Annotated in this window: 20 protein-coding genes and 1 pseudogene; 16 read left to right on the top strand and 5 right to left on the bottom strand. The window is 60.8% G+C overall.

Annotation, left to right across the window (positions count from 1 at the left end; all coding sequences use genetic code 11):
* The first annotated feature begins 89 nt into the window (after window positions 1-89).
* The 12 genes from ribB (at window position 90) to XX99_RS16120 (ending at window position 12,510) form a co-directional block, all read left to right on the top strand.
* Window positions 90-1,256 carry a 3,4-dihydroxy-2-butanone-4-phosphate synthase gene (gene ribB, locus XX99_RS16175; protein ID WP_050060436.1) on the top strand — a complete coding sequence of 389 codons (1,167 nt, stop codon included), beginning with the start codon at window positions 90-92 and terminating at the stop codon, window positions 1,254-1,256.
* A gap of 380 nt (window positions 1,257-1,636) precedes the next feature.
* Window positions 1,637-2,116 carry a hypothetical protein gene (locus tag XX99_RS16170; RefSeq protein ID WP_050060435.1) on the top strand — a complete coding sequence of 160 codons (480 nt, stop codon included), beginning with the start codon at window positions 1,637-1,639 and terminating at the stop codon, window positions 2,114-2,116.
* A 56-nt stretch (window positions 2,117-2,172) separates the two neighbouring features.
* Complete coding sequence (locus XX99_RS16165) at window positions 2,173-3,258, top strand: tetratricopeptide repeat protein (protein ID WP_050060434.1); 1,086 nt, start codon at window positions 2,173-2,175, stop codon at window positions 3,256-3,258.
* Between the two features lie 259 nt (window positions 3,259-3,517).
* The gene (locus XX99_RS16160; RefSeq protein WP_050060433.1) at window positions 3,518-4,063 is read left to right on the top strand and encodes a pyruvoyl-dependent arginine decarboxylase; all 546 of its coding nucleotides are present in this window, start codon (window positions 3,518-3,520) and stop codon (window positions 4,061-4,063) included.
* A gap of 298 nt (window positions 4,064-4,361) precedes the next feature.
* Window positions 4,362-5,288 carry a carbon-nitrogen hydrolase gene (locus XX99_RS16155; protein ID WP_050060432.1) on the top strand — a complete coding sequence of 309 codons (927 nt, stop codon included), beginning with the start codon at window positions 4,362-4,364 and terminating at the stop codon, window positions 5,286-5,288.
* 8 nt (window positions 5,289-5,296) lie between these two features.
* Window positions 5,297-6,346: an agmatine deiminase family protein gene (locus XX99_RS16150; protein ID WP_050060499.1), complete on the top strand. Its 1,050-nt coding sequence runs from the start codon at window positions 5,297-5,299 to the stop codon at window positions 6,344-6,346.
* An 88-nt stretch (window positions 6,347-6,434) separates the two neighbouring features.
* Window positions 6,435-6,734: an immunity 53 family protein gene (locus tag XX99_RS16145; protein WP_050060431.1), complete on the top strand. Its 300-nt coding sequence runs from the start codon at window positions 6,435-6,437 to the stop codon at window positions 6,732-6,734.
* Window positions 6,731-7,204: a tRNA adenosine(34) deaminase TadA gene (gene tadA, locus XX99_RS16140; RefSeq protein WP_231581428.1), complete on the top strand. Its 474-nt coding sequence runs from the start codon at window positions 6,731-6,733 to the stop codon at window positions 7,202-7,204. The genes XX99_RS16145 and tadA overlap by 4 nt, the downstream gene beginning before the upstream one ends.
* 307 nt (window positions 7,205-7,511) lie before the next feature.
* Window positions 7,512-8,846, top strand: coding sequence for an alpha-amylase domain-containing protein (locus XX99_RS16135; RefSeq protein ID WP_221302537.1), 1,335 nt, complete (start codon window positions 7,512-7,514; stop codon window positions 8,844-8,846).
* A 104-nt stretch (window positions 8,847-8,950) separates the two neighbouring features.
* Window positions 8,951-9,424: a DinB family protein gene (locus XX99_RS16130; protein ID WP_050060429.1), complete on the top strand. Its 474-nt coding sequence runs from the start codon at window positions 8,951-8,953 to the stop codon at window positions 9,422-9,424.
* Window positions 9,425-9,497: 73 nt separating this feature from the next.
* Window positions 9,498-10,775, top strand: a complete 1,278-nt coding sequence (lysA, locus tag XX99_RS16125) for a diaminopimelate decarboxylase (protein WP_184085182.1) — start codon at window positions 9,498-9,500, stop codon at window positions 10,773-10,775.
* A gap of 163 nt (window positions 10,776-10,938) precedes the next feature.
* Complete coding sequence (locus XX99_RS16120; RefSeq protein ID WP_231581426.1) at window positions 10,939-12,510, top strand: carboxylesterase/lipase family protein; 1,572 nt, start codon at window positions 10,939-10,941, stop codon at window positions 12,508-12,510.
* A gap of 342 nt (window positions 12,511-12,852) precedes the next feature.
* Here the strand turns inward: XX99_RS16120 and XX99_RS16115 are convergent.
* Window positions 12,853-13,767: pseudogene (locus XX99_RS16115) on the bottom strand (IS110 family RNA-guided transposase); the annotation flags it as partial.
* 359 nt (window positions 13,768-14,126) lie between these two features.
* On the opposite strand from XX99_RS16115, the gene XX99_RS16110 reads away from it, so the two are divergent.
* The gene (locus XX99_RS16110) at window positions 14,127-14,786 is read left to right on the top strand and encodes a hypothetical protein (protein WP_082125636.1); all 660 of its coding nucleotides are present in this window, start codon (window positions 14,127-14,129) and stop codon (window positions 14,784-14,786) included.
* 2 nt (window positions 14,787-14,788) lie between these two features.
* Here XX99_RS16110 and XX99_RS16105 read toward each other — a convergent pair whose 3' ends face one another.
* Complete coding sequence (locus tag XX99_RS16105; protein ID WP_050060426.1) at window positions 14,789-15,331, bottom strand: SelL-related redox protein; 543 nt, start codon at window positions 15,329-15,331, stop codon at window positions 14,789-14,791.
* Between the two features lie 150 nt (window positions 15,332-15,481).
* A complete protein-coding gene (locus tag XX99_RS16100) occupies window positions 15,482-16,942 on the bottom strand; it encodes a C45 family autoproteolytic acyltransferase/hydolase (RefSeq protein WP_050060425.1) in 1,461 nt (486 codons plus the stop codon).
* 265 nt (window positions 16,943-17,207) lie between these two features.
* On the opposite strand from XX99_RS16100, the gene XX99_RS27750 reads away from it, so the two are divergent.
* Together XX99_RS27750 and XX99_RS16090 are read left to right on the top strand one after the other, a co-directional pair.
* Window positions 17,208-17,591, top strand: coding sequence for a YybH family protein (locus XX99_RS27750; RefSeq protein ID WP_050060424.1), 384 nt, complete (start codon window positions 17,208-17,210; stop codon window positions 17,589-17,591).
* Between the two features lie 168 nt (window positions 17,592-17,759).
* A complete protein-coding gene (locus XX99_RS16090) occupies window positions 17,760-18,710 on the top strand; it encodes a hypothetical protein (RefSeq protein WP_050060423.1) in 951 nt (316 codons plus the stop codon).
* A 113-nt stretch (window positions 18,711-18,823) separates the two neighbouring features.
* On the opposite strand, the gene XX99_RS16085 is transcribed toward XX99_RS16090, so the two are convergent.
* Entirely contained in the window at window positions 18,824-20,797 is a 1,974-nt protein-coding gene (locus tag XX99_RS16085) for a tRNA nucleotidyltransferase/poly(A) polymerase family protein (RefSeq protein ID WP_050060422.1), read from the bottom strand.
* A 207-nt stretch (window positions 20,798-21,004) separates the two neighbouring features.
* On the opposite strand from XX99_RS16085, the gene XX99_RS16080 reads away from it, so the two are divergent.
* Window positions 21,005-21,496: a DUF6982 domain-containing protein gene (locus tag XX99_RS16080; RefSeq protein WP_156186026.1), complete on the top strand. Its 492-nt coding sequence runs from the start codon at window positions 21,005-21,007 to the stop codon at window positions 21,494-21,496.
* A gap of 241 nt (window positions 21,497-21,737) precedes the next feature.
* On the opposite strand, the gene XX99_RS16075 is transcribed toward XX99_RS16080, so the two are convergent.
* Window positions 21,738-24,221, bottom strand: a complete 2,484-nt coding sequence (locus tag XX99_RS16075) for an ABC transporter permease (RefSeq protein ID WP_050060421.1) — start codon at window positions 24,219-24,221, stop codon at window positions 21,738-21,740.
* Window positions 24,222-24,267: the final 46 nt, after the last annotated feature.

Raw genomic sequence — 24,267 nt, 5'->3', positions numbered from 1 at the left:
GTCTCCGTATGTTTTTCTCTTGTCTCGATCTCTTCTCTTTTTGGTAGGATGCGTGCCAATGAATGCGAAGTGGCGGAGAATAGAAAGGTATGCAAGCTAACAGCCCGTTTATCGACGTTCCCGGAGCCCTCGAGGAGTTCCGCGCCGGCCGCATGATCGTGGTGGTCGACGACGAAGACCGCGAGAATGAAGGCGACCTGACCCTGGCCGCCGAATTTGTAACGCCAGAGGCCATTAATTTCATGGCCAAGCACGGCCGCGGGCTCATCTGCCTCACGCTCACCGAGGAGCGCGCGGATTACCTGCGCCTGGGTCCGATGACGCAGCAGAACTCTTCTCGTTTTGGAACTGCGTTCACTGAGACCATCGAAGCGCGCGAAGGCGTGACCACCGGCATCTCGGCGGCCGACCGCGCCCACACCATCCAGGTGGCGATCGATGCGCGGTCCGCGGCGCACGACCTGGCGCGGCCGGGGCATGTGTTTCCGCTGCGCGCGCGCCGCGGGGGCGTGCTGGTGCGCGCCGGACAGACGGAAGCGTCGGTGGATCTGGCGCGGCTGGCGGGACTGGTTCCGGCGGGCGTCATCTGCGAGATCATGAACGACGACGGGACCATGGCCCGGGTTCCCGACCTGATCAAGTTTTGCGCCGAGCATGACATGAAGATGCTCACGGTGGCCGAGCTGATCCGCTACCGGCTGCAGAACGAGCGCTACATCTTCCGCGTGGCGGAGAACGTGCTGCCCACTCCCTACGGCGAATTTCGCGTGATCGCCTACGAGAGCGAGGTCAACGGCGGCGAGAGCCATCTGGCGCTGGTGCGCGGCGATGTGGACCAGAGCGAGACGCCGGTTCTGGTGCGCGTCCACTCACATTGCCTGGCCGGAGATGTCTTCGCCAGCTCGATCTGTGATTGCAACCATCTGGTGCGGCAGTCGCTCAAGCAGATCGCGGAGGCGGGACGCGGTGCCCTGGTTTATCTGCACAACACCAGCCGGGGATTCGATCTGGACCGCACGGTGCATCCGCATCGGATCATCTTCCATCGCGAGATGCGGCCGCATGAGGACGACAAGCATCAGCGGATACTGCGCCAGGTGGGTCTGGGCGGACAGATCCTTGCCGATCTGGGCATCCGCAAGATACGCCTGCTCTCGAATACGCCGACGCATGTTCCCGCGCTACAGGGCTTCAATGTGGAGATCGTGGAGCAGGTGCCACTGTCGAGCGAAGTTGTGGAGACGGCGAAGGCTTAGGCTGCAACCGTTTCAGCTGGGATTTCAGGAGCTTCCCTCAGGAGCTGAAAGCCCCTCGATATTTGGCAATTTAGGGCACGGCTGAAAGCCGTGCCCTGATACACACCACTTGATACAAATCATCCGGTTACATTTTCATCCAGATACATCGCCCCCCGATCAACACCGCCTGATACGACATTCTTCGTGCAGGCGGTTTCGGCTCTGAGGTCGAGTGAAAACGCGCCCAAAAACACGTTCCCGACAAGTGACGGTTACCTGTCGCCGTTGTGCGACACGGCAATACTTTTGTAAGAACATTACGGAACTGGCGGCGGGGCGAATACGTACTTCCCTGGGACCGATATGCGGGCTTGTACGCCCCCGGGAGGCCGATTCGGATGCGCCGTGTATTTCTGCCAGTTTTTGGCGTCTTTCTTTTCATGCTGTCGGCATTAAATGCGCGTGCCGATGGCGACCGCGTTTCGTTTCTACATGACATCACCATCTCCGCGGACGACGATGTGCAGGATACTGTCTGCTTCCTGTGTTCGATTCGCGTCGAGGGGCCGGTGCACAAGGACGCGGTCGCGTTCCTGGGGAGTATTCGCGCCGATGCGCCGATCGAAGGCGATGTGGTGGTCTTTTTGGGAAATATCTCACTGGGGCCTGAGGCGCACATCGGCCAAGACTGCGTGGTCTTTTTGGGCTCGGTGCATCAGCACGAAAATGGGCAGGTGGGAAAAGATCTGGTTGAGTTCCCCCTTGGATTGATACTCATCCCGATTGCGTTGTTGATCTTCCTGGTGTGGCTCATCCGTTCCCTGGTCCGGCGCTCGTATGGTCCGTACCCTATGCCGCCGCCTCCCCCGATGAGGTGATGCGGCTGGCAATTTATTGACGTGCCATTCAACTTGAATGGATACGCTGATCGGAAGTGCTCCCCACAAGCCTCTTCCGATTCGGAATCTGTGCTGTACTGCCTCTGCTGCTGATTGCCCCGGCATGGGGGCAAACAGCAGCGACGCAATTGATCGACGAGCAGCATTATCGCCGCGCCGAGCCGCTGGTGCGCGCCGCACTGGCCAGACAGCCGCAGGATGTGGGCGCGCTGATCGAGCTTTCGACGATTGAATGGTCCTATGGCGATCTGGAGAAGGCGGAAGCGACGGCGACGAGCGCGGTGAAGACCGCTGACTCCAGCGCTGCGGCACACGCGCAGCTGGTCAATATCCTTGGCGCGGAGCTGGCCGGCAAAAAGGGCGGCGCTATGGAGAAGATGAGCCTGTCGCATCGCTTCCGCAAGGAAGCGGAGCGCACCCTGCAGCTCGATCCGAACAACATCTATGCGCTGGAAGCATTGGCGCGTTATTCGTGGTATGCCCCGATGCTCGCAGGTGGAGACAAGGGCAAGGCCATGCAGATGGTGGCACAGGCTATTCGCGTCGATCCGGCGCGCGGCTATGCTCTGAAGGCCGAGCTGGATGCGACGCAGGATAAGAGCAAGGTGTTCGCCGACTGGAAGCAGGCGGTGGAATTGCAGCCGGGCAGCTATCTGGCGCATACCGGGCTGGGGAATTATCTATTGGCCGCGGGCGGCGATCTGAAAACCGCCGAAGCGGAGGCGGAAAAGGCCATTGTTCTCGATCCTTCGCGCACTGCCGGCTATCGCTTGCTGGCCGCGATCTATGCGAGCACGGAGCAGTGGCCGAAGCTGGAGGCGACCCTCCATCGGGCGCTGGCGTCGGTTCCCGACGATAGGGGGCCGGAGTTCGCGGCGGCGCAAGCCATCCTCGATCACAATGTGCAGGCGCAGTATGCGCGCGCCGAGGAGTATCTGCGTCACTATCTGAATCTGCCGGTCGAAGGCCAGGAGCCGAGCGCGGCCATGGCCCATTGGCAGCTGGGGCTGGTGCTCGAAAAAGAAGGCCGGCGCAGCACGGCGCTGCAGGAAGTGCAGACCGCGGCCAACCTCGATCCTTCGCTGGATGGGGCCCGGCATGATGCGAAGCGACTGCAGTAGATTTCGTCGTTTCGGTACTTCCCTCCCGGGCTGAAGCCATGCCTGATACGAACCGCTCATAAAGCCATTTGTATGACCGTTTGTAAGATCGCTTGTGCGTCCTGCTCTTGTGTTGGACTGGCGCTTTCAAAGGAAGATGGCGCACGCGCAGCTAGTGTGCCGTATCATAAAAAGCTGTACGGAGTCGCGGCGTTGAGCCGCGATTTTCTTGCGCGCAGAACGATTTTCTCAGCGGAGGAATTAGAAATTGGGAAAAAGCATGGTCCCCAAGCGCCTCTTCTTTACCAAGGGCGTGGGCAAACACAAGGAGCGGCTTACCTCCTTTGAGCTGGCGCTCCGCGATGCAGGAATTGCCGCGCAGAACCTGGTTCGCGTCTCCTCGATCTTTCCGCCGCAGGCCAAGCTCATCACGCGCAAGGAGGGCTTGAAATATCTCTCTCCGGGTGAGGTGGTGTTCGCTGTCGTCGCGGAGAATTCCACGCGCGAGCCGCACCGCCTGGTGGTGTCAAGCATCGGAGTGGCCATTCCTTCCGACCGCAATACCTACGGCTACCTGAGCGAACACCACAGCTTCGGCGAGACCGAAGAGCAGGCCGGTGAATATGCCGAAGAGCTGGCCGCAGAGATGCTCGCCACTACGCTCGACGTCGACTTCGATCCCGACAAGAGCTGGGACGAGAAGAAAGAGATCTACCGCATCTCCAACAAGATCGTACGCACCGCCAACATCACGCAGTCGGCCATCGGTGACAAGCGCGGATTGTGGACGACGACGATTGCGGCGGCGATTTTGATATTTGAGTAGCTGAGGAGCGGGCCGCCGAAAGCCGGTTGGCTAAGAAGCGGCTGGCTAAAAACCGGTCAGCAATAGAACGTTCAAAAACGACGCGGCCGGCAAAGACCCACATCTCGATTTTGAAATGGGGGATGGACTACCGGAATCGTTCGCCTTTCCTTGCGAATCCAATCTGATTGACACCGGATTCATCGACAATATTTAAGCTGATTTGCTTATCGGTTTAAGCTAACCGGCTTATGGCCAGCCGCTTCTTAGCTACCGGTTTTTAGCTACCCGCCTTACCAGCGGAAGTAAGGAGTTATTCATGCCTACGCAACTGAATTACCGGGTCGGACTGATCCAGATGTCCTGCGGTCCCGATCCCGATGCGAACCTCGATAAGGCTGCGGACCGCGTCCGCGAAGCCGCTCGCGAGGGCGCCCAAATTGTCTGCCTGCCGGAACTCTTTCGCGCGCAGTATTTCTGCCAGCGCGAAGACATTGCGCTCTTCGACGTGGCCGAGTCGATCCCCGGACCGAGCACCGAACGTTTAGCAGCCGTTGCGCGCGAAGAGAAGGTTGTCGTCGTCGCTTCGCTCTTCGAGCGTCGCGCGGCGGGGCTGTATCACAACACTGCGGCGGTTCTGCACAAGGATGGAACGCTGGCCGGACTGTATCGCAAGATGCATATCCCCGACGATCCTCTCTACTACGAGAAGTTCTATTTCACACCCGGCGATCTGGGTTTCAAGGCGTTCGACACGGCGGTCGGCAAGATCGGCACGCTGGTGTGCTGGGACCAGTGGTATCCCGAGGGCGCGCGCATTACGGCACTGCAGGGCGCGAACCTGTTGTTCTACCCCACGGCTATCGGCTGGCATCCCGCGGAGAAGGCGGAGTTCGGCGAGGCCCAGTACGATGCCTGGCAGACCATCCAGCGCTCTCATGCAATTGCGAATGGCGTCTTCGTCGGCGCGATCAATCGCGTGGGCATGGAGCATGGCGATGTGAGCGGCAACAAGGTCGAGGGACCGGGGCTCGAGTTCTGGGGCGGATCGTTCCTGGCCGATCCTTTTGGGCGCATCATCGCCAAGGCGGCGCACGATAAGGAAGAGATCCTGATCGGCGAGATCGATCTGAAGCTGCTCGAAGATACGCGCCGCAACTGGCCGTTCCTGCGCGACCGCCGCATCGACGCCTATCAGCCGATCGTGCAGCGCTTCCTCGATGCCCCTATCGGAGACGGCAAGTGACGCAGGAGATGCAAGGCACGCCGCGCGAGCACGGCTACCGCATGCCGGCCGAATGGAGCCGGCACGAGGCGACGTGGATCGCGTGGCCGCACAATCCCAACGACTGGCCGGGCAAGTTCCAGACCATCCCCTGGGTGTATGCGGATATCGTTCGCCATCTCTCGCGCGTCGAAGAGGTTCACATCCTCGTCGACCACGAGGCGGCGCGCAAGCGGGCGGCCTTCATCCTCAAGCGCGCCGGCGCTAACCTGGCTCGCGTGCATTTCCATCTCTGGCCAACGGACCGGGTGTGGACGCGCGACTCCGGCCCCATCTTCTTAAAGAAAAATGACTCGCTCGCGGTTACGAACTGGCAGTTCAACGGCTGGGCGAAGTACGAGAACCATCATCTCGACGAGCAGATACCCAGCCATGTAGCCGAGCTTCTCAACCTGCCCAAGTGGACTCCGGCCGCTAACGGCCGCCGCATCGTGCTGGAAGGCGGATCGATCGATACCAACGGAGCGGGCGTGCTGCTCACCACCGAGGAGTGCCTCCTGAGCACGGTGCAGCAGCGCAATCCTGGGCTTTCGCGGGAAGCTCTGGAGCGCGTCTTCCACGATTACCTGGGCATGGAGCAGGTGCTGTGGCTGCAGCGCGGCATCGCCGGGGACGACACCCACGGCCACGTCGATGACATCACGCGATTCGTGGCGGAGAACAAGATCGTCACCGTCGTCGAGTCGAACACGCACGACGAGAATCATCTGCCGCTGGCCGAAAATCTCGACCGCCTGCGGACGGCGCGCAACCTGCACGGACATCCCTTCGAAGTGGTGGAGTTGCCCATGCCCGCGCCGGTCATCTTCGAGGGCCAGCGTCTGCCGGCGAGCTACGGCAATTTTTATGTCGCCAATGACCTTGTCCTGGTTCCCACCTTCAACGATGCCAACGACCGCAAGGCGCTCAACATTCTGGCCGGGCTCTTCCCTGCCCGCGAAGTCGTCGGCATTCATTGCGGAGATTTCATCTGGGGCCTGGGAGCGCTACATTGCATGACGCAACAACAGCCTCTTTGATGAAGCACATGGGCTGTGAGCGGTCAATGACCCTGAAGGCGCGTGTCGGTGGCTCGCAAGTGCTGTAAAGTGTGTACGGAGCCCAGCAATGCCGCAGGACAATTTGAGATGGCTCGATGACTGGTATCAGAGCCAATGCAATGGTGATTGGGAGCATAGCCGCGGCATGCGGCTGGAATCGCTCGATGAGCCCGGCTGGCGTCTCACCATCGACCTGGCCGGAACCAGCGCCGCCAGCGCCAGCCCGCAGCGCGTGAACCTCGACACGCCATGCGGCGAGTGGATCGACTGCGCCATCTCCGAAGAACGCTTTCAGGGCTCGGGCGATCCCCGCAAGCTGGAGCAGATCATCGGCGTCTTCCGCCAGTGGGTGGACGCGGCTTCTTGAAGACCGAAATCTTCTGGATGCGGGAGGCGCTGGCTGAGGCCGAGTCAGCGGCCGATGCCGGTGAGGTTCCCGTAGGAGCCATCGTTCTTCTTGACGGCGAGGTAATCGGGCGAGGCCAGAACCGCGTCCTCCGCGATCTCGATCCCACCGCTCACGCAGAAATTGTGGCCATGCGGGCCGCTGCCCGTCACCGCAACAACTATCGTCTTACCGGCTGCGAGCTTTATGTCACCCTCGAACCCTGCGCCATGTGCGCGGGAGCCATGATCCACGCCCGCATCCAGCGGCTTGTTTATGCCGCGGCCGATCCCAAGGCAGGAGCGGCGGGCTCGGTGCTTGAGGTGCTCAACCATCCCCGGCTGAATCACCAGATGCTGATTACGGGCGGTGTTCTTGGGGAGCCGAGCGGCGAATTGCTTCGCCAGTTCTTCCGGCAGAGGCGCGAGGCCAGCTCCGATCCGCAGGCGTAGAGACAACCATTGGCTCGCTCAAAAACATTCCTCAGGGCGAAGTCCCTGCAATTTGCGGCGCAGCCGAAAGCTGTGCCCTGATACGAACCATCTCTCTTGACATGAATTATTTTCCGGCCTGCGGCCATTTCCTGATTAGCAACCGTTTTTTGACCGCCAACCATTTGTAGATACAAAATCATTCCTGTAGCAAGGTCCTAACAATCTCACTTTTCGGAAAAACTGCATCTACCTAGCAGGCGAAATCTGCAAAGCCTGAAATTTCTGTCCGTGCAATCGCACGGCGAGGAGAACGACCGTGAGTGTCATGCTGCAAGCGTTCTATTGGGATTGTCCTGAGAAAGAAGGAAAGACCGGCGAGTGGTGGAACTTCGTCGCAGAGAAGATTGATGGGTTGAGCAAGTCGGGATTCAATTCCCTTTGGCTGCCGCCGGTCTCGAAAGCGGCGGGCGTGACGTCGATGGGCTACGATCCCTACGACTATTTCGATCTCGGAGATTTCGACCAGAAGGGTGGCGTGAAGACCTACTTCGGCAATCGCAAGGAGCTGGAATCTCTCATCAACAATGCGCATGAGCACGGGCTGCAGGTCTACGCCGATATGGTGATCAATCACAACTCGGGCGGGGATGAAGAGGAAGTCAATCCCATCGATGGGGAGAAACGCTGGACCAAGTTCACTCCGAAGAGCAAGATGTTTCCCCGCGATTGGAACAGCTTTCATCCCAGCCGCTATGAGCAAACTCTGGAGGGCGAAGTCTTCGCGGGGTTCCCTCACCTGTGCCACCGCAATCCGCTGGTTTACACCGCGATGATGGAATACGCGCAGATGCTCATCGAGCAGATCGGCTTCGACGGCTTCCGCTTCGACTTCGTGAAGGGCTATGGTCCGTGGATGGTCGGCACCATCGCCAAGTACCGCTATGAGCGCGACGGAAAGCCGCTGGTGCCCTTCGTCGTGGGCGAGTATTGGGAGGACAACCAGAGCATCGAGGACTGGCTCAACAAGGTGAACAGCTTCACCGATAACCAGGTTGCGGCCTTCGACTTTCCGTTGCGTTATCGCCTGAAGGATGTCTGCGACACGCCAAGTTACGATCTGCGCAAACTTACCGAAGACGGAGTGATAGCGACGAAGAGGCCGATGCACGCGGTGACCTTCATCGATAACCACGATACGGTGAACGAGGGCAACGGCATTGTGAACGACAAGATGCTGGCATATTCGGTGATTCTCACTCACGAGGGTTACCCCTCGGTTTTCTGGCTGGACTACTTCAACTTCGAGCTGGCTCGGCCAGGCACGCCGCATGGCATCGACGCGCTGATCGATGTGCATCATCGCTATGCGGGCGGCGAGTCGGAGATTCTGCACTGCGATCCCGATCTCTACATCATGCAGCGCAATGGCTTCAAGAACGACGACACGGAGCAGCCCGGCCTCATCTTCGTGCTCAACAACCTGGGCAACCAGTGGAGTGGGACATCGGTGAAGACCAGATGGCCGAACCAGAAGTTCAAGCCGCTGGCATGGGATGGCCACGATCAGGTTGCGCATCCCGACGAGCGCACGACGGACGCGGAGGGCAACGCCGAGTTCCCTGCTCCGCCGCGCGGCTTCGCGGTGTACGTGCCGGCATAAATGAGACTGGATGCGGAGGGTACGCGCCCGCGAATCTTCCGCATCCTGGTTGCTCAGGCCACATCCAATAGCAAAATCCATTCGAACGGAAGATCAAGCGAAATATGGAAGAGCTATGGGTGAAGAGCGCGGTTGCGTCGTGGAAGCAAATCGTCGAGCGCCTCGATCGGCGGCTGCTGCCGCTCACAGACGAAGAACTGCAGAAACAGGTTGCGCCGGGAAAGAACAGGCTCGTTTATCTGCTGGGTCATCTGATAGCCGTTCACGACCGCATGTTTCCGCAGCTCGGCATCGGCGAACGCTCGCATGCGGAGCTGGATGATGCTTACTTGACCAATCCGGATCGAACGCTGCCCGACCCGCTGCCGGTTGCCGACCTCAAGAAGGCCTGGAGCGAGGTGAACGGCGCTCTGACTGCGGCTTTCGAAAAACTCACGCCCGCCGAGTGGCTGCAGAAACATTCCGCTGTATCCGATGAGGATTTCGTAAAGGATCCCTCGCGGAATCGTCTTGCCCTTCTGTTGAGCCGCACCAATCACGCCTCGTTCCATGCGGGACAGGTTGTGCTGGCGAAGTGACGCGCGCCAACTTGTAGAACTTTCGAGCACGCTTTAACCTCAAGAGAAATCTCTGCATTTTTCTTGAGGCAGCTTGTTTCCTGTTCGTCCGTTCGCTCATCCCGATAAGAAGTCTCCGCTGGCTTGCGGAGAGGTGGCGCTCGATGCGTTGGCCAAGAAGTTCGGCACGCCGCTCTATGTCTATTCTGCCGATCACATTCGCTACCGGTCCGGCCTCTTCACCGAGGCCTTTGCCGGTCAGCCGCATCTTGTCTGTTACGCGGTCAAGGCCAATTCTGCCCTCGCCATCCTGAAGCTTTTGGCCGCAGAGGGAGCCGGCTTCGACATCGTCTCGGGCGGCGAGCTGGAGCGGGTGCTGGCCGTCGATAAAGCAGCTGCAGCACGCGTGGTCTTCTCCGGTGTAGGCAAGACGGCGCCGGAGATCGATCTGGCGCTGCGCTCTGGCATTCTGCTCTTCAATGTGGAGAGCGAGGGTGAGCTTGAGCTACTGGCCGAGCGCGCGGCGAAGCTCAGGAAGCGCGCACGCATTGCGCTGCGCGTGAATCCTGATGTCTTTGCGGAGACGCATCCCTATATTTCGACAGGATTGCGCGAGCACAAATTCGGCATCGATATCAAACGCGCCCGCACCGTCTATAAGCGCGCCGCGCAGCAGAAGTGGATTGCGCCTGCGGGCATCAGCGTTCACATCGGCTCGCAGATTCGCAGCGCCGAACCCTTTGGCGCGGCAACCGATCGCGTGGCCAAGCTGCTGCTCCAGCTGCGCAAGGATGGCCTGCCGATTCAGTTCCTCGATGCAGGCGGCGGCCTGGGCATTGAGTATCACGCGGCGCAGGCTTTCAATCCCGAAGAAAAGGTTCGGCAGTATGCGGCGGCGCTGCGCGATGCGGTGAGCCGCATCGAAGGCCTGACATTGCTCCTCGAGCCGGGGCGGTTTCTGGTTGCGCAGGCTGGAGCGTTGGTGACCCGTGTCCTCTTTGTGAAGAAGAACGGCGAAAAGACTTTCGTGATTACCGATGCGGGGATGAACGACCTGATCCGCCCCACGCTGTACCAGGCGCATCATGAGATTGTGCCGGTGACGGCTACAAAATCGCGGCGCAAGCTGGTAGCCGATGTGGTGGGGCCGGTGTGCGAGACGGGAGACTTCTTCGCGCGCGACCGCGAGCTGGATGCAGTGAAGCCAGGGGATCTGGTGGCGATCCTCGATGCGGGGGCTTACGGCATGTCGCTGGCTTCGAATTACAACACGCGCGGGCGGGCGGCGGAGGTGCTGGTCGAAGGTAAGCGCGCGCGGCTGATTCGTCGCCGGGAGACGGTGGCGGATTTGTTGGCTACGGAAGTTCTTTAGTCCTTACGAATCGATTGCAAACCTTCCCTCCACGATTGAAGCCGTTCTATCCCTGGAGATTTATGGACGGGCTGAAGGCCGTCCCTCCCTCCGGTTGATGGAGTTGTGTCGGCGGGTTCAACTCTGTATGTTGGACTGCGTGATGATTCGCTCGCTGAGAGTTATGCTTCCTGCCGCCCTTGCCTTCACAGTTCTCGCCCATGCCTCCAACCCTTTGCAGGTGAAGACCGACAAAGGCAAGGTCGAGGGCGCGCTCACTACAGATGGAAAAGTAGTTGCGTTCAAGGGCATTCCTTATGCGGCTCCTCCGGTCGGCGACCTGCGCTGGAAGCCTCCGATGCCTGCCGCGAAGTGGAGCGGCGCGAAGCAGACCGTGGACTTCGGATCGCGCTGCATTCAGCAGAGCGGCTATCCCGACATGATCTTTCACGATGCGGGCGAGAGCGAGGATTGCCTCACGCTCAATGTGTGGACTCCCAAGGGCGCGAAGCCGGGCAGCCTGCCGGTGATGGTTTGGATTTACGGCGGCGGATTCGTCAGCGGCAGCACCTCGGAGGCGCGGCAGGACGGACAGTTCCTCGCGCTTCGCGACGTGGTGGTGGTGTCGATGAACTATCGCCTCGGCATCATCGGGTTCTTTGCGCATCCGGAGCTGACGGCGGAGTCGCCGCATCATGCGTCGGGCAACTACGGCCTGATGGATCAGGCCGCAGCGATCGCGTGGGTCAAGAACAACATTAAGAGCTTCGGAGGCGATCCGGCGAACATCACCATCTTCGGCGAGTCGGCGGGATCGTTTGCGGTAAGCGCGCAGATGGCGTCGCCCATGGCGAAGGACCTCATCCAGAAGGCCATCGGCGAGAGCGGCGGCGCGTTCTACAGCGGCGGGCTGAGGTTTCCTGCGCGCGAGGTGAGCGAGAAGGCTAATACCGAGTTCGCGCAGAACGCCTTCCACACCACGAGCCTCGCCGAGCTGCGCAAGCTCTCCGCCGGCGACCTGGTGAAGGCAGCCAATGCCAAGAGCGATCCTCGGCCGCCGCGCTTCGGGCCTAACGTCGATGGCTATTTCCTACCGGACTCCGTGCCGAACATCTATGCCGCGGGCAAGCAGGCGCATGTCCCCATGCTGGCTGGCTGGAACGCGGACGAGGCGCGCGCCGAGGTGACTCTGGCGAAAGAAAAGATGACGGCGGAGCGGTTCAAGACGCAGACCGAGGCCGAGTTTGGCGCGGACGCACCGCGCTTCTTCGAGGTTTATCCGGCGACCACCGATGAGCAGGCGATCGAGTCTGCGGGTGACTTCGCCAGCGACCGCTTCATCGTCTTCTCGACATGGCGCTGGCTCGAGGCGCAGGTGCAGACGGGTGAGGCTCCGGTCTATCGCTACCGCCTGGACCTGGGATCGCCGGGAGACAAGTTTCATCCCGCCGCCATCGGCGCGTTCCACTCCGACGACATCGAGTATGTCTTCGGCACACTGGATTCCCGCCAGCAGATCAACGTTCGGCCCGAAGATCGCAAGCTATCCGACCAGATCCAGACGTATTGGACGAACTTCGCGCGCAGCGGCGATCCGAACAAGCCGAAGGCCGCTGGTCTTCCCACGTGGCCTACCTACAACGCCGCGGGAAGCTGGCAGGTGATGCACCTCGATGCCGACTCCGATGCGCGGCCGGATAATCAGCGCGGGCGCTACCTGTTTCTGGATAGTGTTTGGGGGAAGCCTAAGGAGTAAGTCACAACGGAGCTGATTTGATCCCAGGTCTCAGACGCGAGATGCGGGAGAGTCGGCCTGATATTCCTAAAGGCCGTCATTCTGAACGTAGTGATGAATCTCGACGATGCCGCACGGCAAACTGCGCTGGGATTCTTCCTCCCTTTGGTCATCAGCGACTGTCTAGGTTTGTCAAGTTGGTTGATGGAAAAGACGGCGCAAGCGCCTCGGAAAACGGTGTTGCGTTTTCCGCTTTCCCCCAACCACGGCTGCGGAGAAGTTCTACGCGACAGCCAAATCGGGGGCGATGAAGTCTGAGCCGGGGGAGCCGGTATTGATAGAGCGTGGTTCGTGGAAGCGGTTGCGCACGTCCCGGGCTTTGGCGTTGAGGCGCACCAGCAGCTTGTGCGCGAGCGCGATGCGGATGACCTTGGGCGGCTTGCCGGCAGCTTTGAGCCGCTGCTGGAAGAGGATGAAATCAGGTTCGTAGCGGCCAGCCACGCTGGCCACGACGAAGAGGATCTGGCGTACCGCGGAGCGTCCTGCGCGGATGCGGCGTTTGCCTTGATGCTTCCCACTGTCGGCGGCCATGGGCGCCAGTCCGGCCAGCTTCGAAATGCTCTTGTTGGAGAGCGTTCCGATCTCCGGCATCTCGGCCATCAGCCGGGCTACGGTGCGGCCCGCCACTCCCTTGATGGATCGGAAGGCCTGGTCGAGTTGGTGCCAGAGCGGATCTGCGGCGATAAGCTGCGCGATGTTCTGCTCCAGCTCGCGCGTCTGGCGCTTCAGCATCGCGAGCAGTTCGGTGAAGGTGGCCTGCACGCCGGGGTCGGTGACCAGGCGGCTCTGATTGATCTGCGCGGTGCGCAGATCGGTGAGCTGGCGCAGGCGCGTGACCAGGGCGCGCAGCTGCTGCTGGCCGGCAGCAGCCAGGGCCTGGGGCGGGGGATGTTTCACTTCGGCGAACCACTCGATCAGCCCGGCATCGATAGCGTCGGTCTTCTCCGTCAGGCTCATGCCCTCGGCGAAGCGGCGCACCGCGCGCGGGTTGAGGATGGCCACTGGCAGATGCTCTTCGGCCAGCAGCGCAAAGGGCTGCTGCTCGTAGCCGCCGGTGGCTTCCATCGCCACCAGCTCCACCTGATGGGTGCGGCAGAAAGCGGCCAGCGCGGCGATGCCTTCCACGGTGTTGGGAAACGAGGCCTGCGCACCGGCACGGCCAATGCGCGCAGCCAATAACGACGACGAAACATCCACTCCACAAATGATGCCGGTCACGGTAACCTGCCTTGTAGATGCGATTGCGTATCTTGCGACTGTTCGGTCGTACGCGACCTGGAGTTGGGCTGCGCTCCCAAGCTGACGAACGGTGGCTAGTCCACCTCAGAATGTACGGGAGACGCACGCCCGCGGGGGAATCATACCCTGGTTCCCCCACCGCGACAGTTTCCTACATACCCCCGCCGCTCTTCCATAGATACAAGAATGACGGGATGACAGTTGGTGGTGCAACCGTGGAATCCCACATCTCAGAATCGAGATGTGGGGCACCCGTAGCGTCTGCCCTACGTACCCTTGATCTCTGGGGTGTTTTTCCGGGCGGAGCCGGACTATGATCGTGTGCGAAAGGCACGATCATGCTACGTCCCCCGATCGCTTTCAGAGAGACGGTCCGGTCCGCGGCTGTTGGAGAGCGGAAGTATATCCGCCACTTCGAGGGGCGGGGACATTTCGCTCACCTCAAACTGCAGCTTCTTCCTGTCCCCGGCCACGCCTGTTCGGTAACGTGCGTCCCGGAGTTGTCGTTGCCGGAAGATTGCTACCATGCGGTGCGCGCCGCTCTCTTCAGCAGGCTCGATTGCGGCCCGGCCGCGCGGTATCCCATGCACGGGGTCGAGGTTCGACTGCTCGAAGCAACGCATTTGCCGCGCCACTCGCATCCGGAGGCATTCGCCCTCGCCGCGGGCATGGCCTTCGACGAGGCCCTGCTCGCCGCTTCGCCGGTGATTCTGGAGCCGTGGACCGGGCTGCGTCTCAACGTGGAGCAGAATGCGCTCGTCGAGGTTCTCGGAACCCTCACTATGCTGATCGGCAACGTCGATGTCTCGGTCTCCTTCACGGAGACCTTCGTGCTGAAGGTGGAGATTCCTCGCGGACTTCTTCCCCGCATCTGTCAGATGCTGGGCCTTTGCCGTCCGCTTACCTTTAGCCTTCCAGCTTCGCGGGAATACCGGCCACTGCAGGGGGCAGCCGCGAATGACGACCGCACTCGTCCCGGCTTTGAGGATTGGACCTAAGCTTACGAGAGCAAGGCTAGATAGTTGGGCCGGTCGGCGATGGTGCGATGGCGGAAGAGGTTAGCAATGCGGCGGTTGCGCAGGAAGAAGACTCCGGGCATCTGCTGCATATCTTCCTTGATGAGACCGATTCCGTGGGCGGCGACCGCGCCTCTGATCCAGGCGATCCAGACGGCGGGGCGGATGAGCTGAAAGAGGCTTACTCGCGCCAGTTTGAAGGCTGGGGCAGCGTAGAGCCTGCCCTCGGGATCGCTGATTCGTTCGACCGAGGAGAGATGGTAGTGGTCGAAGAAGGGCTTGGCGCGCTCCGGCGTACCGAGATGGACGAAGACCACCTGCACGCCTCGCCTGTCGAGTTCGGAATGGATTTTGGAGACATCGTCGAGGGTCTGGCGGCAAAAGGAACAGCCGAAGTGGCGCAGGAAGACCAGCAGGATCGGGCGTTCGTCGACCAGATCGAGCAGCGACCGGCCAGATTCGGTGTGCGCGTCTTGCAAGAGCGGGGTAAGTTCGGATTGTTGGGCGGTGGTTTCGGTGGTCGACATTTGGCTTCTTTTAGACGGTTAATGTGTGTGGTGGAGACTATTCGCGGTTTCCGGCTTGTTCTTCTTTCAAACACGCTTTTTGCGGAGCATATTCCTTTCCTCTGGGGCTCAAGTCCGCACCTCCCTCCTGAAACCACTCCGCGTTCTGCCTTACTTGGCGTCGTTGCTGGTGAAGGTGGTCCAGGGCCCGGCTTTCATGTCGCGTAGGATGGGCTCCTGCCAGGAATATTCAGGATGCGCCTCCAGAAAGGGTTTGGCTAGAAAATCTTCGCCGCAGGGATGACCGGCGCGGCCGGCGAAGCTCATTTTCTCCGCCATATCGCTGTCGGTGGCTTTGCCCTGCACGGCTCCGCCGGGATAAAACGGTGGCCAGTCGAAGACGGGAATGCCTTCCCGGGCAACATCGGCGTGGCCGCAGAGGGAGCGCTGATCGGCCTTCTTTTCTTTTAGGAAGCTGTCCTCGTGGTCGGCTAGAAATTGCTCGGCCATAGGCACGTCGATCTTGCCCTTGCTCTCTCGCATGAGCTGCTCCCAGCGCACGCGGCGGGCATTGGGTGAGGAGCCAAGATCGTGAATGTCGAAGCTCTCGGTCTCATCCTTGATGAGGCCGGGGTCGCGGGCAAAGTTGGAGCTGACGAAGTAGCCGTCCTTCTTGCGCCACATGGGCGAATGCTTGAGGCCGAGTTCGAGGTAAGCGATCTCGCCGGTCTTGCGGTCGCCGATGAGCCAGTCGTTGGCGTAGCCTCCATTGTTGGCCTCGATCATGGTGGCGGCATAGTTGTCGATGGAGTCGGCGTACTGCAGCGCCTTGCGCGAGCGGGCGAACTCCGGCTTCCCTTTCGGGTCCCAGCCGACGAACTGGCTGATGGTGGTCTCGGCGATCATGATGCCAGCATCGTTGATGCCGAAGTCGTCTTCGCTGGTGATGAGCGCCGGCGAGCCATCCATGAGGATGCGATGGCCGTGGTCGGGCTGGATGTCGAAGACCATGACCCAGCGGGAGCCATCGGCATAAGACGACCAGTTGTTGTGCGCGATGACGATCTTGCCGCCCTTGGTATAGCTGCCCGTGGCAATGAAGGCGCTGCAGTTGCCGGGAGCCTTGGGCTCATGCCCGGTGAGGTCGGGAACATTGGCGGGATGGGTTCCGTTGGCGTGTTCGTTTTTGTCCAGCCACGGGACGTAGTATTCGGTCAGCTCGATCTGGGCGTTCATGGCGACGATGTCCCACAGATCGAGATTGACTCCCTTGGCCGCGACTCCCTGCGCGATTCCCTTCAGCTCCTCTTGATACTCGGAATCGATGTGCGGCCAGAGCATGGTGCGCGAGGCATCACGGAAGAAAGCCCAATCGCGCTTCGTGGAGTGCTCGGCCTCGAGCTTCAGCACTTTGTAGTTGTCCTCGATCTCAGCAGCCAGGAGATAGCCGTGTTGATAGCCGATGTCGGCTGGAGAGCCCTGCAGATGGACGTAGATCCAGCCGCCGCGATCGAAGCGGTAAGAGCGGTCGAGGCGATGATCGGGATGGGTCGCTGGGGATTGCGCGAAAACTGCGGCGGCGACGAAGCCAAGACAGAGGATGGCGGAGACACGAAGGCTGCTTCGAGACATGCGTGGTCGCTCCCGTAGGCGGCTGGTTCCAGTGGATGGTTCCGACCATACTACAGAGAGCGTCTGTCGCAGAGACTTTCTAAGGCAATGCCCTATTGGCTGTCGAACAGATAAATTATGGAACAGAATTCGGACTGAAGGGTTATCTAGGCAACAGAACATGGACGCCCAGGCGCGGCCGAAGCGGTGCCCGGTACGGAAGCGTCCATATCCACCAGGGTCGCAAGCCAGCAGGGCCACAGTTGCAACCAATGAAGGAGAGTCTATGAGTCTTCCCGAGTCTATCCGCGCCAGCATGTCTCAAACCAACCAACGCTTCAGCACAGCCGTCGTCGAGAACGGCAATTTCGACGCCATCGACGATGTATATACCATGGACGCCCGGGTGCTGCCGCCGGGCGCTCCCACCGTCGAGGGACGTGCCGCAATCAAAGAGTTCTGGCGCGCCGCCATCGCCGGAATGGGCCTGGCCTCTGCCACGCTGACCACCGTTGACGCTCAACTTTGCGGCGACGATGTTGTGGAAATCGGCGAGGCAGAGCTTACCCTTAAAGGCGGCCAGGTCATCTCCGGCAAGTACCTGGTTCACTGGAAACAGGAAGGCGGCAAGTGGAAGTGGCGCTCCGATATCTGGAACACCAATTCGTAGACTTAGGTCGCCGGATATCTTCGAACCACGAAGCGCAGCCGGCTGTGAGGCGAACTAACTACCGCCGCACGGCCGGTTGTTGCCTGGGCGATACTTACCCTTCCAACCTTAGCGGTTTATACTAAGTGGCGGTATAAGTTCAATTCTATCGGTTAGCAGAGGGCATACATGGCCGGATCAACCGTCTATCATTCTGGATCTTCGACGATTCCTCGACCGTCTTCTCCGGTTGCTTACCGGCCTTTGGCGCCGGTGCAAGCTAAGCTCGCCGCTCCTCCGGTGTACCGGCCTCAAGGCCCCGCACAAACCAAGCTCGCTGCATCTCCGCTGAAGCCTATCCGGCCACTCGTTACTCCGGCGGCGGCGGCCCCGCCGGTCTATCGGCCGTTCGCGCCGGCTGCGGCACAGACAAAAAACGCGGTGAGCGGAGGAAATGCACCGGCTGTGTACCGGCCGCAGACAGGAGAAAGAGCAGCGTCGGGGGTGCTCCAGCGTGCTGTTCCCACCCACGTGGGATTACCGAAGCCGACTCCTGTAGTGGATTACGCTCCCAGAGGGGGAGAGAGGACGGAATTCGAACCAAAGGCGCATCCGCGCAAGACCTTCAGCTTTGGAACAAATACGCGCAATCGGATCCTGAGCCAGCCGCAGTTTAATCCGCAGTTTGCCGGACATCGCGTCATCAGCGTCCGCGATAGTGCGAGCGGACAGCAGGTTAATCCGGAAGGCGTTCAGTTAGATCACAGAGTAAGCTGGGACACAATTTCCAAGGTCATGGCCGAGCACAATGCCCAGCTCCACGCGCAAGGCAAAGCCTTCGATCCTGCGACCTATTACACGCTCAAAGATGCAAAGCTTTACTATAATGACCTCGAAAACCTACATCCCGCACTCGGCGCCTTGAATGCATCGGCGGGAGCGCTGGGAGTACAAAACGTAACCAAGATACATCAGGGCCTCGAGATGTACGTTGGAAAGGTCCAGGCTGCGTGGCAGAATCTGCAGCAAGGTATTACCTCGATCGGATATCTCAACGAAGAAGAGAAGGCGGAAGGGATTGCCGGACGGCTTCATCAGATTGCGCACAGCATGAATGAGCTTACGGAAGCCTTGTTCTGAGATTTATCTCTAACACTCGTGCTATTGAACACGCCGGAGCGACACGACAGCGGTTTGCACGTTGTCCCGTTGGGGTGGGAAAGCACTGGCTGCTGAACGAGCAGCGGTCTGGCTCAGTGCTTTTTGTGCGCAGGTTTGTGAACGGGCTTCTTGGCTGGTTTCGGCGCGGGCTTCTTCACCAGTTTTTTTGCTGCATGAGGAGCCGGCTTGCTGGCTGGCTTCGCGGCTTTCTTCGCTGGATGCGCAACCGGCTTGACGACAGCCTTTTTGGCCGGAGCGCCTTTCTTAGCGGCGACCGCCGGCTTGTGCGGCACGGCCTTCGCCGGAGCTTTCTTCGGCGGAGGCGCTGCGCTCTTGGCTGGAGCAACGGTCTTTCCCGCCGGCGCAGGCTTCACGACGGCGTGCTTAGCCTGTTCGACTTGGGCAGGTGCTGACTTAGCCGGAGCAGATTTCACTGCTGCAGCTTTGGCTGGATGCGCCTTGGATTCGAGCTCTGACTTCGGGGCTGCAGCCTTGGAATGGTTTTGGGGATGGCCTTCCGCAGCGCTCGCGGCGATGGCCTTTACCGGCGCCGCTTTTACGGGGGCAGCCTTGGTCGAAGCGGGCTTCGCCTTTACCGGCTTGGCGATGTGCAGATCCTCGTCGTCTTCCTCGGCGTCGGAGTCGTCCTCATCGTCATCGTTATCATCATCGCCGTCGTCGTTGTCGTCATCGCCGGGCGATGGGGACGCGTCGTCGTCCTCGTCATCCTCATCCTTGACTCGGATGTCCGACTTCTTGGTGCGGGTGCGGCGAATGCTGACCGGCGGCGGTGGAGCGGGCGGCGAATGCGGCTCGAGGAAGGCGCGCATCTCTTCGTCGGTGGAGAGCTTGCCGTCCATCAGCTGGAAGAAAATCTCCTGTACCAGCTCGCTGTAACCGGGCAGGTCAGGGGTGATGCGCATCTCCAGCATCAAGGTGCTGGGAATCTTCTGGCGCGCCTCCGGCCACACGGTGAAGAAGTTCTTGAACCGGGTCTGCACGGCAGCGTTCTTGGAGGTGTAGGCCAGCCACAGCACGGCTTCCGGCGCATAGCTGGTGATCAGCTTCCAGGCTGCGGAGGGCGCGGCGTTCTTCTTGTCCAGCAGCTCCTTCTGGAACTCCTTGGCTGCCTCGTCGAGAGCTTCCCATTGCGCGACGAAGCCGGTGCGCGGGAACTGCTTCTTGAGAGCCTCGAGTTCCTTGGGCGGCATCTTCGCGGTCAGGAGCTCCATTTGCGCGGCCGACAGGTCGGGATGAATGCCCTGAATGAGGAACTGGAGCAAGACGGCGTGCAGCGCTTCGAGACCCTGCAGGTCGGCCCGGGCGCTGGTCCAGGCCGGGTCGATGTGCTTCATCCAGCCTTCGTTCTCCAGTGCCTTCAGTGCCTTGAGCGCGTCTTCTTCATGCCCGATCTCTTCCAGCTCGTAGCCCTTGAGATAGGGCGAGATGGCTTCGATCGAATTTTCCTCTTTGGCATTCTCGTAACGGGTCTTGCTGCGCTCGTCGAGTTCCCAATTGGTACGCGCGATCAGACGGGTCGCGCGCAGCAGGCGGGAGGGATCCTCGATGAATCCATAAGGACTTACCAGGCGCAAGGTGCGGGATTCGAGGTCGGCGATGCCATTCAGCGGATCGAGCAAAAGGCCATACGAGCCCTCGTTCAGCGAAATCGCCATGGCGTTGGCGGTGAAGTCGCGGCGGCGGAGATCCTCTAGGATAGGCGCCCACTCGTAGACCGGCTTACCCGGCTTGGGATATTGCTCGCTGCGCGCACTGCTTACCTCAACGCGCACGCCATTGAGCCAGAAAAAGAGGGTGCGAGAGGGGTCGTGCTCGCCCCAGAGAATCGCGCCCGCTTTCTCCAGATCTTTCTTTAACTTGAGAGCGTTTCCTTGAACCGTAAAGTCAAGATCGCGGACGGGAAAACCAGTCGTAAGGTCGCGAACGGCGCCCCCGGTTAAAAACACGTTGATGCCGTGTGCGCGAACCACGTCGCGAACCTGCTTCAGAGCATTCTGCTGGACGGGCGAAAGACGATTTTCTAAGAGATAGACGTAGTCGGGCATGCCTGGACAATCAACGCAATTCTTTAGCACCCTTGACGGGAAATCTGGTTAACTATCAATATCAACAATAGCTTACGAGCGCTCAAGGGCGTTTACAAAACTCCAATGTAACACACCGTACCTTGATTGGCTACGGCATTGCACAATTTTCGCGGCGTTGAGTCATGGCCGTGCAACAATCCTTACTTTGCAGGATGAATTCTCCCCATGTCCTCCAGCCGAAAGAAAGCCATTGTCCGCAAGTTCACCCGCGACTGGGTAGCGGGGTATCTCCCCTCCGACGGTTTCGTCCATGGCGCGGCCGTGGAGCTGCTCGACTTGGACGGGAAGGTGACGGCGATCGACCTCGAGCAGGTCAAGTGGGTCTGCTTCGTCCGCGATTTCAATTCTGGCGAGCCATCGAATCCGGAACGGCTGCTGCGCAAGACCTTCGCCGGCCGTCCGCGGACGGCTGGGCTGTTCGTCCGCGCCAAGTTGACGGATGGAGACGTGATGGAGGGGCTGGCCGCGAACGACCTTAGCCTGGTCGCGTCGCAGGGAGTATTTCTGACCCCGCCTGACACCCGATCGAATACCCAGCGGCTCTGGATTCCCGCTGCGGCGCTGAGTGAGTTGGAGGTCGTGGCGCTGATCGGCGGCGCTCCGAAAGCGAAGCCGGCTGTTCGGGTGGTGGATGAGACCCAGGAGAAGTTGTTTTAGATGAGCGCCATGAATCTATAAGTCTCACTCCCCACATCAATTTCTTTCCATAAACACAATTATAGAAGCGCTTTAAATGCACATAGTCATCGAAGCTTCGTGGAGACTGCAGGTCCCTCCACTTCGCTTCGCTCCGGTCGGGATGACAATCGTTTCCCGATTAGAGGCGGGGTGGGGGATGACAATGGTCGCGCGGCGCCCGAAATGACAATCCTTTGCGAAGTCTGCCGTCGCTTCCCTGCTAATCGCCTCTGAGGGCCTGCGTCGGGTTGACGGAGGCTGCTCGGATGGCAGGCGGCAGGCATGCCACCAGCACCAGGAGCATGAGCAGTCCGGCGGCGAGGGCCAGCACCAGGGGATCAAAAGGACTGACTCCGAAGAGGAATGACTGCAGGAGCCGCGAGACGGCGAGCGATCCGATCAATCCAATGACGCAGCCGATAGCGGCCAGCTTGGCTCCGGAGGCGAGCACCAGGCGGAGGATTTCTCCGCGCTGCGAGCCTAAAGCCATGCGGATGGCCATCTCCTGCACCCGGAGGGCGACGGAAAAAGCGATGACGCTATAGATTCCCAGGACGGCCAGCAGCACGGCGGCGGCGGCGAAGGCGGTGAGCACAGAAGTATTGAAGCGGCGCGGCGCTTCGATCGCCGAGACGTTCTCGCTCATGGTCTGGACGTGAGCCAGGGGAAGCTGCGGATCGATGGAGCGGACGGTGGCGCGGAGCAGGTTCTGCATCTGGGCGGGATCGCCGCTGGCCCGCACGGCGATGCCTCCTCCATATCCGAAGACGTCGTCCGGCGAGCCCATGGAACCGGCGGCGGGCAGTACCTGGTCGACAACCTCATAGAACTGCTGTTTCGACGCCGCTTCTGGCGAGCCCTCCGTCACATCGGCGACCTCGCCGACGACGGTCAGCCAGCGGGTGGTCATCTGTGCGGTGCCCATCCGGATGCGCTTGCCGATGGGGTCCTGTCCCGGCCAGGATTGCGCGGCTAGGCTGTGGTTGACCAGGGCGACGAGCTGCGAGGATGCGGTGTCTCCGGAATTGAGGTAGCGGCCGCGGAGAAGCGGGATACCCATAGCGGCGAAGTAGTCGCCTTCGACGATCACTGCGGTGGCCAGATCATGGCCTTCGAGCGAGGGAGCGTAGCCGTCGGCGATAAACGGCGAGTTGGCGTCGCTTCCCGATGCCGGGAGGATCGAGGTCATGCCGGCAGCTTCGACTCCCGGAAGCCCGCGCAGTCGGCGCAGGAGCTCGCGATTGAAGGCGTCGATCTGGGCCTGGGTCACATACTGCTTGGCGGGCAATCCATACTGAGCGATTACCGTGTGCTCGGGATGGAAGCCGAGCTCGACCTGGCGCATGTGAGCGAAGCTGCGCAACAGCAGGCCGGAGGCGGCGAGCAGGACGAGGGCGACGGCGATCTCGGCCACCACCAGAGCAGAGCGCAGGCGGCTGTGGCTGCTGCCATTGGTGCCGGTACGGCCACCCTCCTTGAGAGCGTCATTCACGCGGGTGCGGATGGCGGCAAACGCCGGGGCAAGTCCGCACAGAAATCCGGTGAGCAGAGCAAGCGCCAGGGCGAGTCCAACGACGCGCGAATCGAGATGGATATCGGCGATGCGGGGCAGCGTCTCGGGGAGGGCGCGGATGCCTATGCGTAAGGCGATGGCGGCAAAGAGCAGACCCAGCAGGCCTCCTGCCAGACTCAGGGACAGGCTTTCCGCCAATGCCTGGACCAGCAGTGTCGCCGGACGCGCTCCCAAAGCGAGACGCACGGCGACCTCGCGCTGACGGCGGATGGCGCGGACCAGCAGAAGTCCGGTGAGATTGGCGCAGGCGATGAGAAGCACGACCAGAACGGCAACGAAGAGGGTGCGGACCAGCGGACGGGCGGATTCCACGGTCTCATCCTGTAAAGAGCGCACCACGGGATGCATTTTGTAGGCGCCCATCAAGGTAGCGTGATCGCGCACCGTCTGGGCGGCGACTACGGCGGCATCGCCAGCTGCGGCGGAGGCGGTAATGCCGGGCTTGAGGCGTCCGACCATGAAGAACTGCCATGATCCGGCGCCGGTAGTCAGCTCGTAATCGGAGAGGCGCAGCGGCACCCACAGCTCGCTGCGGCTGAGATGGCCGGGTAGCAGCGGAAATTCGAAATTGCGGGGCATGACTCCGATGACCACGTAGGGACGGCGGTTGAGCAGGATCTTCCGGCCGAGAATGTTCGGATCGGCGCTCATGCGGTCGTGCCAGGTGGCGTAGCTCAGAACCGCGACGGCCTGCTTCTGCTCGTCTTCGGCGGCGGTGAACCATCTGCCTAACTGGGGCTGCACAGCGAGGGCGTCAAATACTCCGTTGGACATGCGGGCGGCGTTGACGGTCGCCGGCTCGCCGATGCCGGTGAGCTCATACACCGAAGGCTGGTAGCCGCCCAGGCCGTCGAAGCTGTGGGTGCCGCGGATGTAGTTGCGGATGTCCGGTCCGGTGACGCCCTGCTCTCCGTTGCCGGTGATGCCCGGGCCTTCGAGAACGTCCGTGAGGACGACCAGCCGTTCGGGATGCGGAAATGGGAGCGGCCGCAGCAGGACGCCTTCGACGATGGAGAAGATGGCGGTGGTGGCGCCGATGCCGAGCGCCAGCATGAGCACTGCGGTCGCAGTGAACCCCGGCGACTTCAGGACATGACGAACGGCGAAGCGTAGATCGCGAAGAAAGGGCACCTTGGGGGAGCTCCGGGCAGCGGGATTTCAACGAAAGCGGAGTTTC

Origin of the sequence: Silvibacterium bohemicum (genome assembly GCF_001006305.1) — a bacterium.
In the GTDB taxonomy this organism is placed as follows: domain Bacteria; phylum Acidobacteriota; class Terriglobia; order Terriglobales; family Acidobacteriaceae; genus Silvibacterium; species Silvibacterium bohemicum.
The sequence above is the reverse complement of the archived record's forward strand: the minus strand, read 5'-3'. Positions and strand labels throughout refer to the sequence as shown.

Coding starts and splice junctions, on each gene's coding strand:
- XX99_RS16080 (WP_156186026.1), top strand. CDS start 21,005: ATGTCCTCCAGCCGAAAGAAAGCCATTGTCCGCAAGTTCACCCGCGAC.
- XX99_RS16120 (WP_231581426.1), top strand. CDS start 10,939: ATGCTTCCTGCCGCCCTTGCCTTCACAGTTCTCGCCCATGCCTCCAAC.
- XX99_RS16155 (WP_050060432.1), top strand. CDS start 4,362: ATGCCTACGCAACTGAATTACCGGGTCGGACTGATCCAGATGTCCTGC.
- XX99_RS27750 (WP_050060424.1), top strand. CDS start 17,208: ATGAGTCTTCCCGAGTCTATCCGCGCCAGCATGTCTCAAACCAACCAA.
- XX99_RS16145 (WP_050060431.1), top strand. CDS start 6,435: ATGCCGCAGGACAATTTGAGATGGCTCGATGACTGGTATCAGAGCCAA.
- XX99_RS16085 (WP_050060422.1), bottom strand. CDS start 20,797: ATGCCCGACTACGTCTATCTCTTAGAAAATCGTCTTTCGCCCGTCCAG.
- ribB (WP_050060436.1), top strand. CDS start 90: ATGCAAGCTAACAGCCCGTTTATCGACGTTCCCGGAGCCCTCGAGGAG.
- XX99_RS16105 (WP_050060426.1), bottom strand. CDS start 15,331: ATGTCGACCACCGAAACCACCGCCCAACAATCCGAACTTACCCCGCTC.
- XX99_RS16100 (WP_050060425.1), bottom strand. CDS start 16,942: ATGTCTCGAAGCAGCCTTCGTGTCTCCGCCATCCTCTGTCTTGGCTTC.
- XX99_RS16110 (WP_082125636.1), top strand. CDS start 14,127: ATGCTACGTCCCCCGATCGCTTTCAGAGAGACGGTCCGGTCCGCGGCT.
- XX99_RS16130 (WP_050060429.1), top strand. CDS start 8,951: ATGGAAGAGCTATGGGTGAAGAGCGCGGTTGCGTCGTGGAAGCAAATC.
- XX99_RS16160 (WP_050060433.1), top strand. CDS start 3,518: ATGGTCCCCAAGCGCCTCTTCTTTACCAAGGGCGTGGGCAAACACAAG.
- XX99_RS16150 (WP_050060499.1), top strand. CDS start 5,297: ATGCAAGGCACGCCGCGCGAGCACGGCTACCGCATGCCGGCCGAATGG.
- XX99_RS16090 (WP_050060423.1), top strand. CDS start 17,760: ATGGCCGGATCAACCGTCTATCATTCTGGATCTTCGACGATTCCTCGA.
- XX99_RS16135 (WP_221302537.1), top strand. CDS start 7,512: ATGCTGCAAGCGTTCTATTGGGATTGTCCTGAGAAAGAAGGAAAGACC.
- XX99_RS16170 (WP_050060435.1), top strand. CDS start 1,637: ATGCGCCGTGTATTTCTGCCAGTTTTTGGCGTCTTTCTTTTCATGCTG.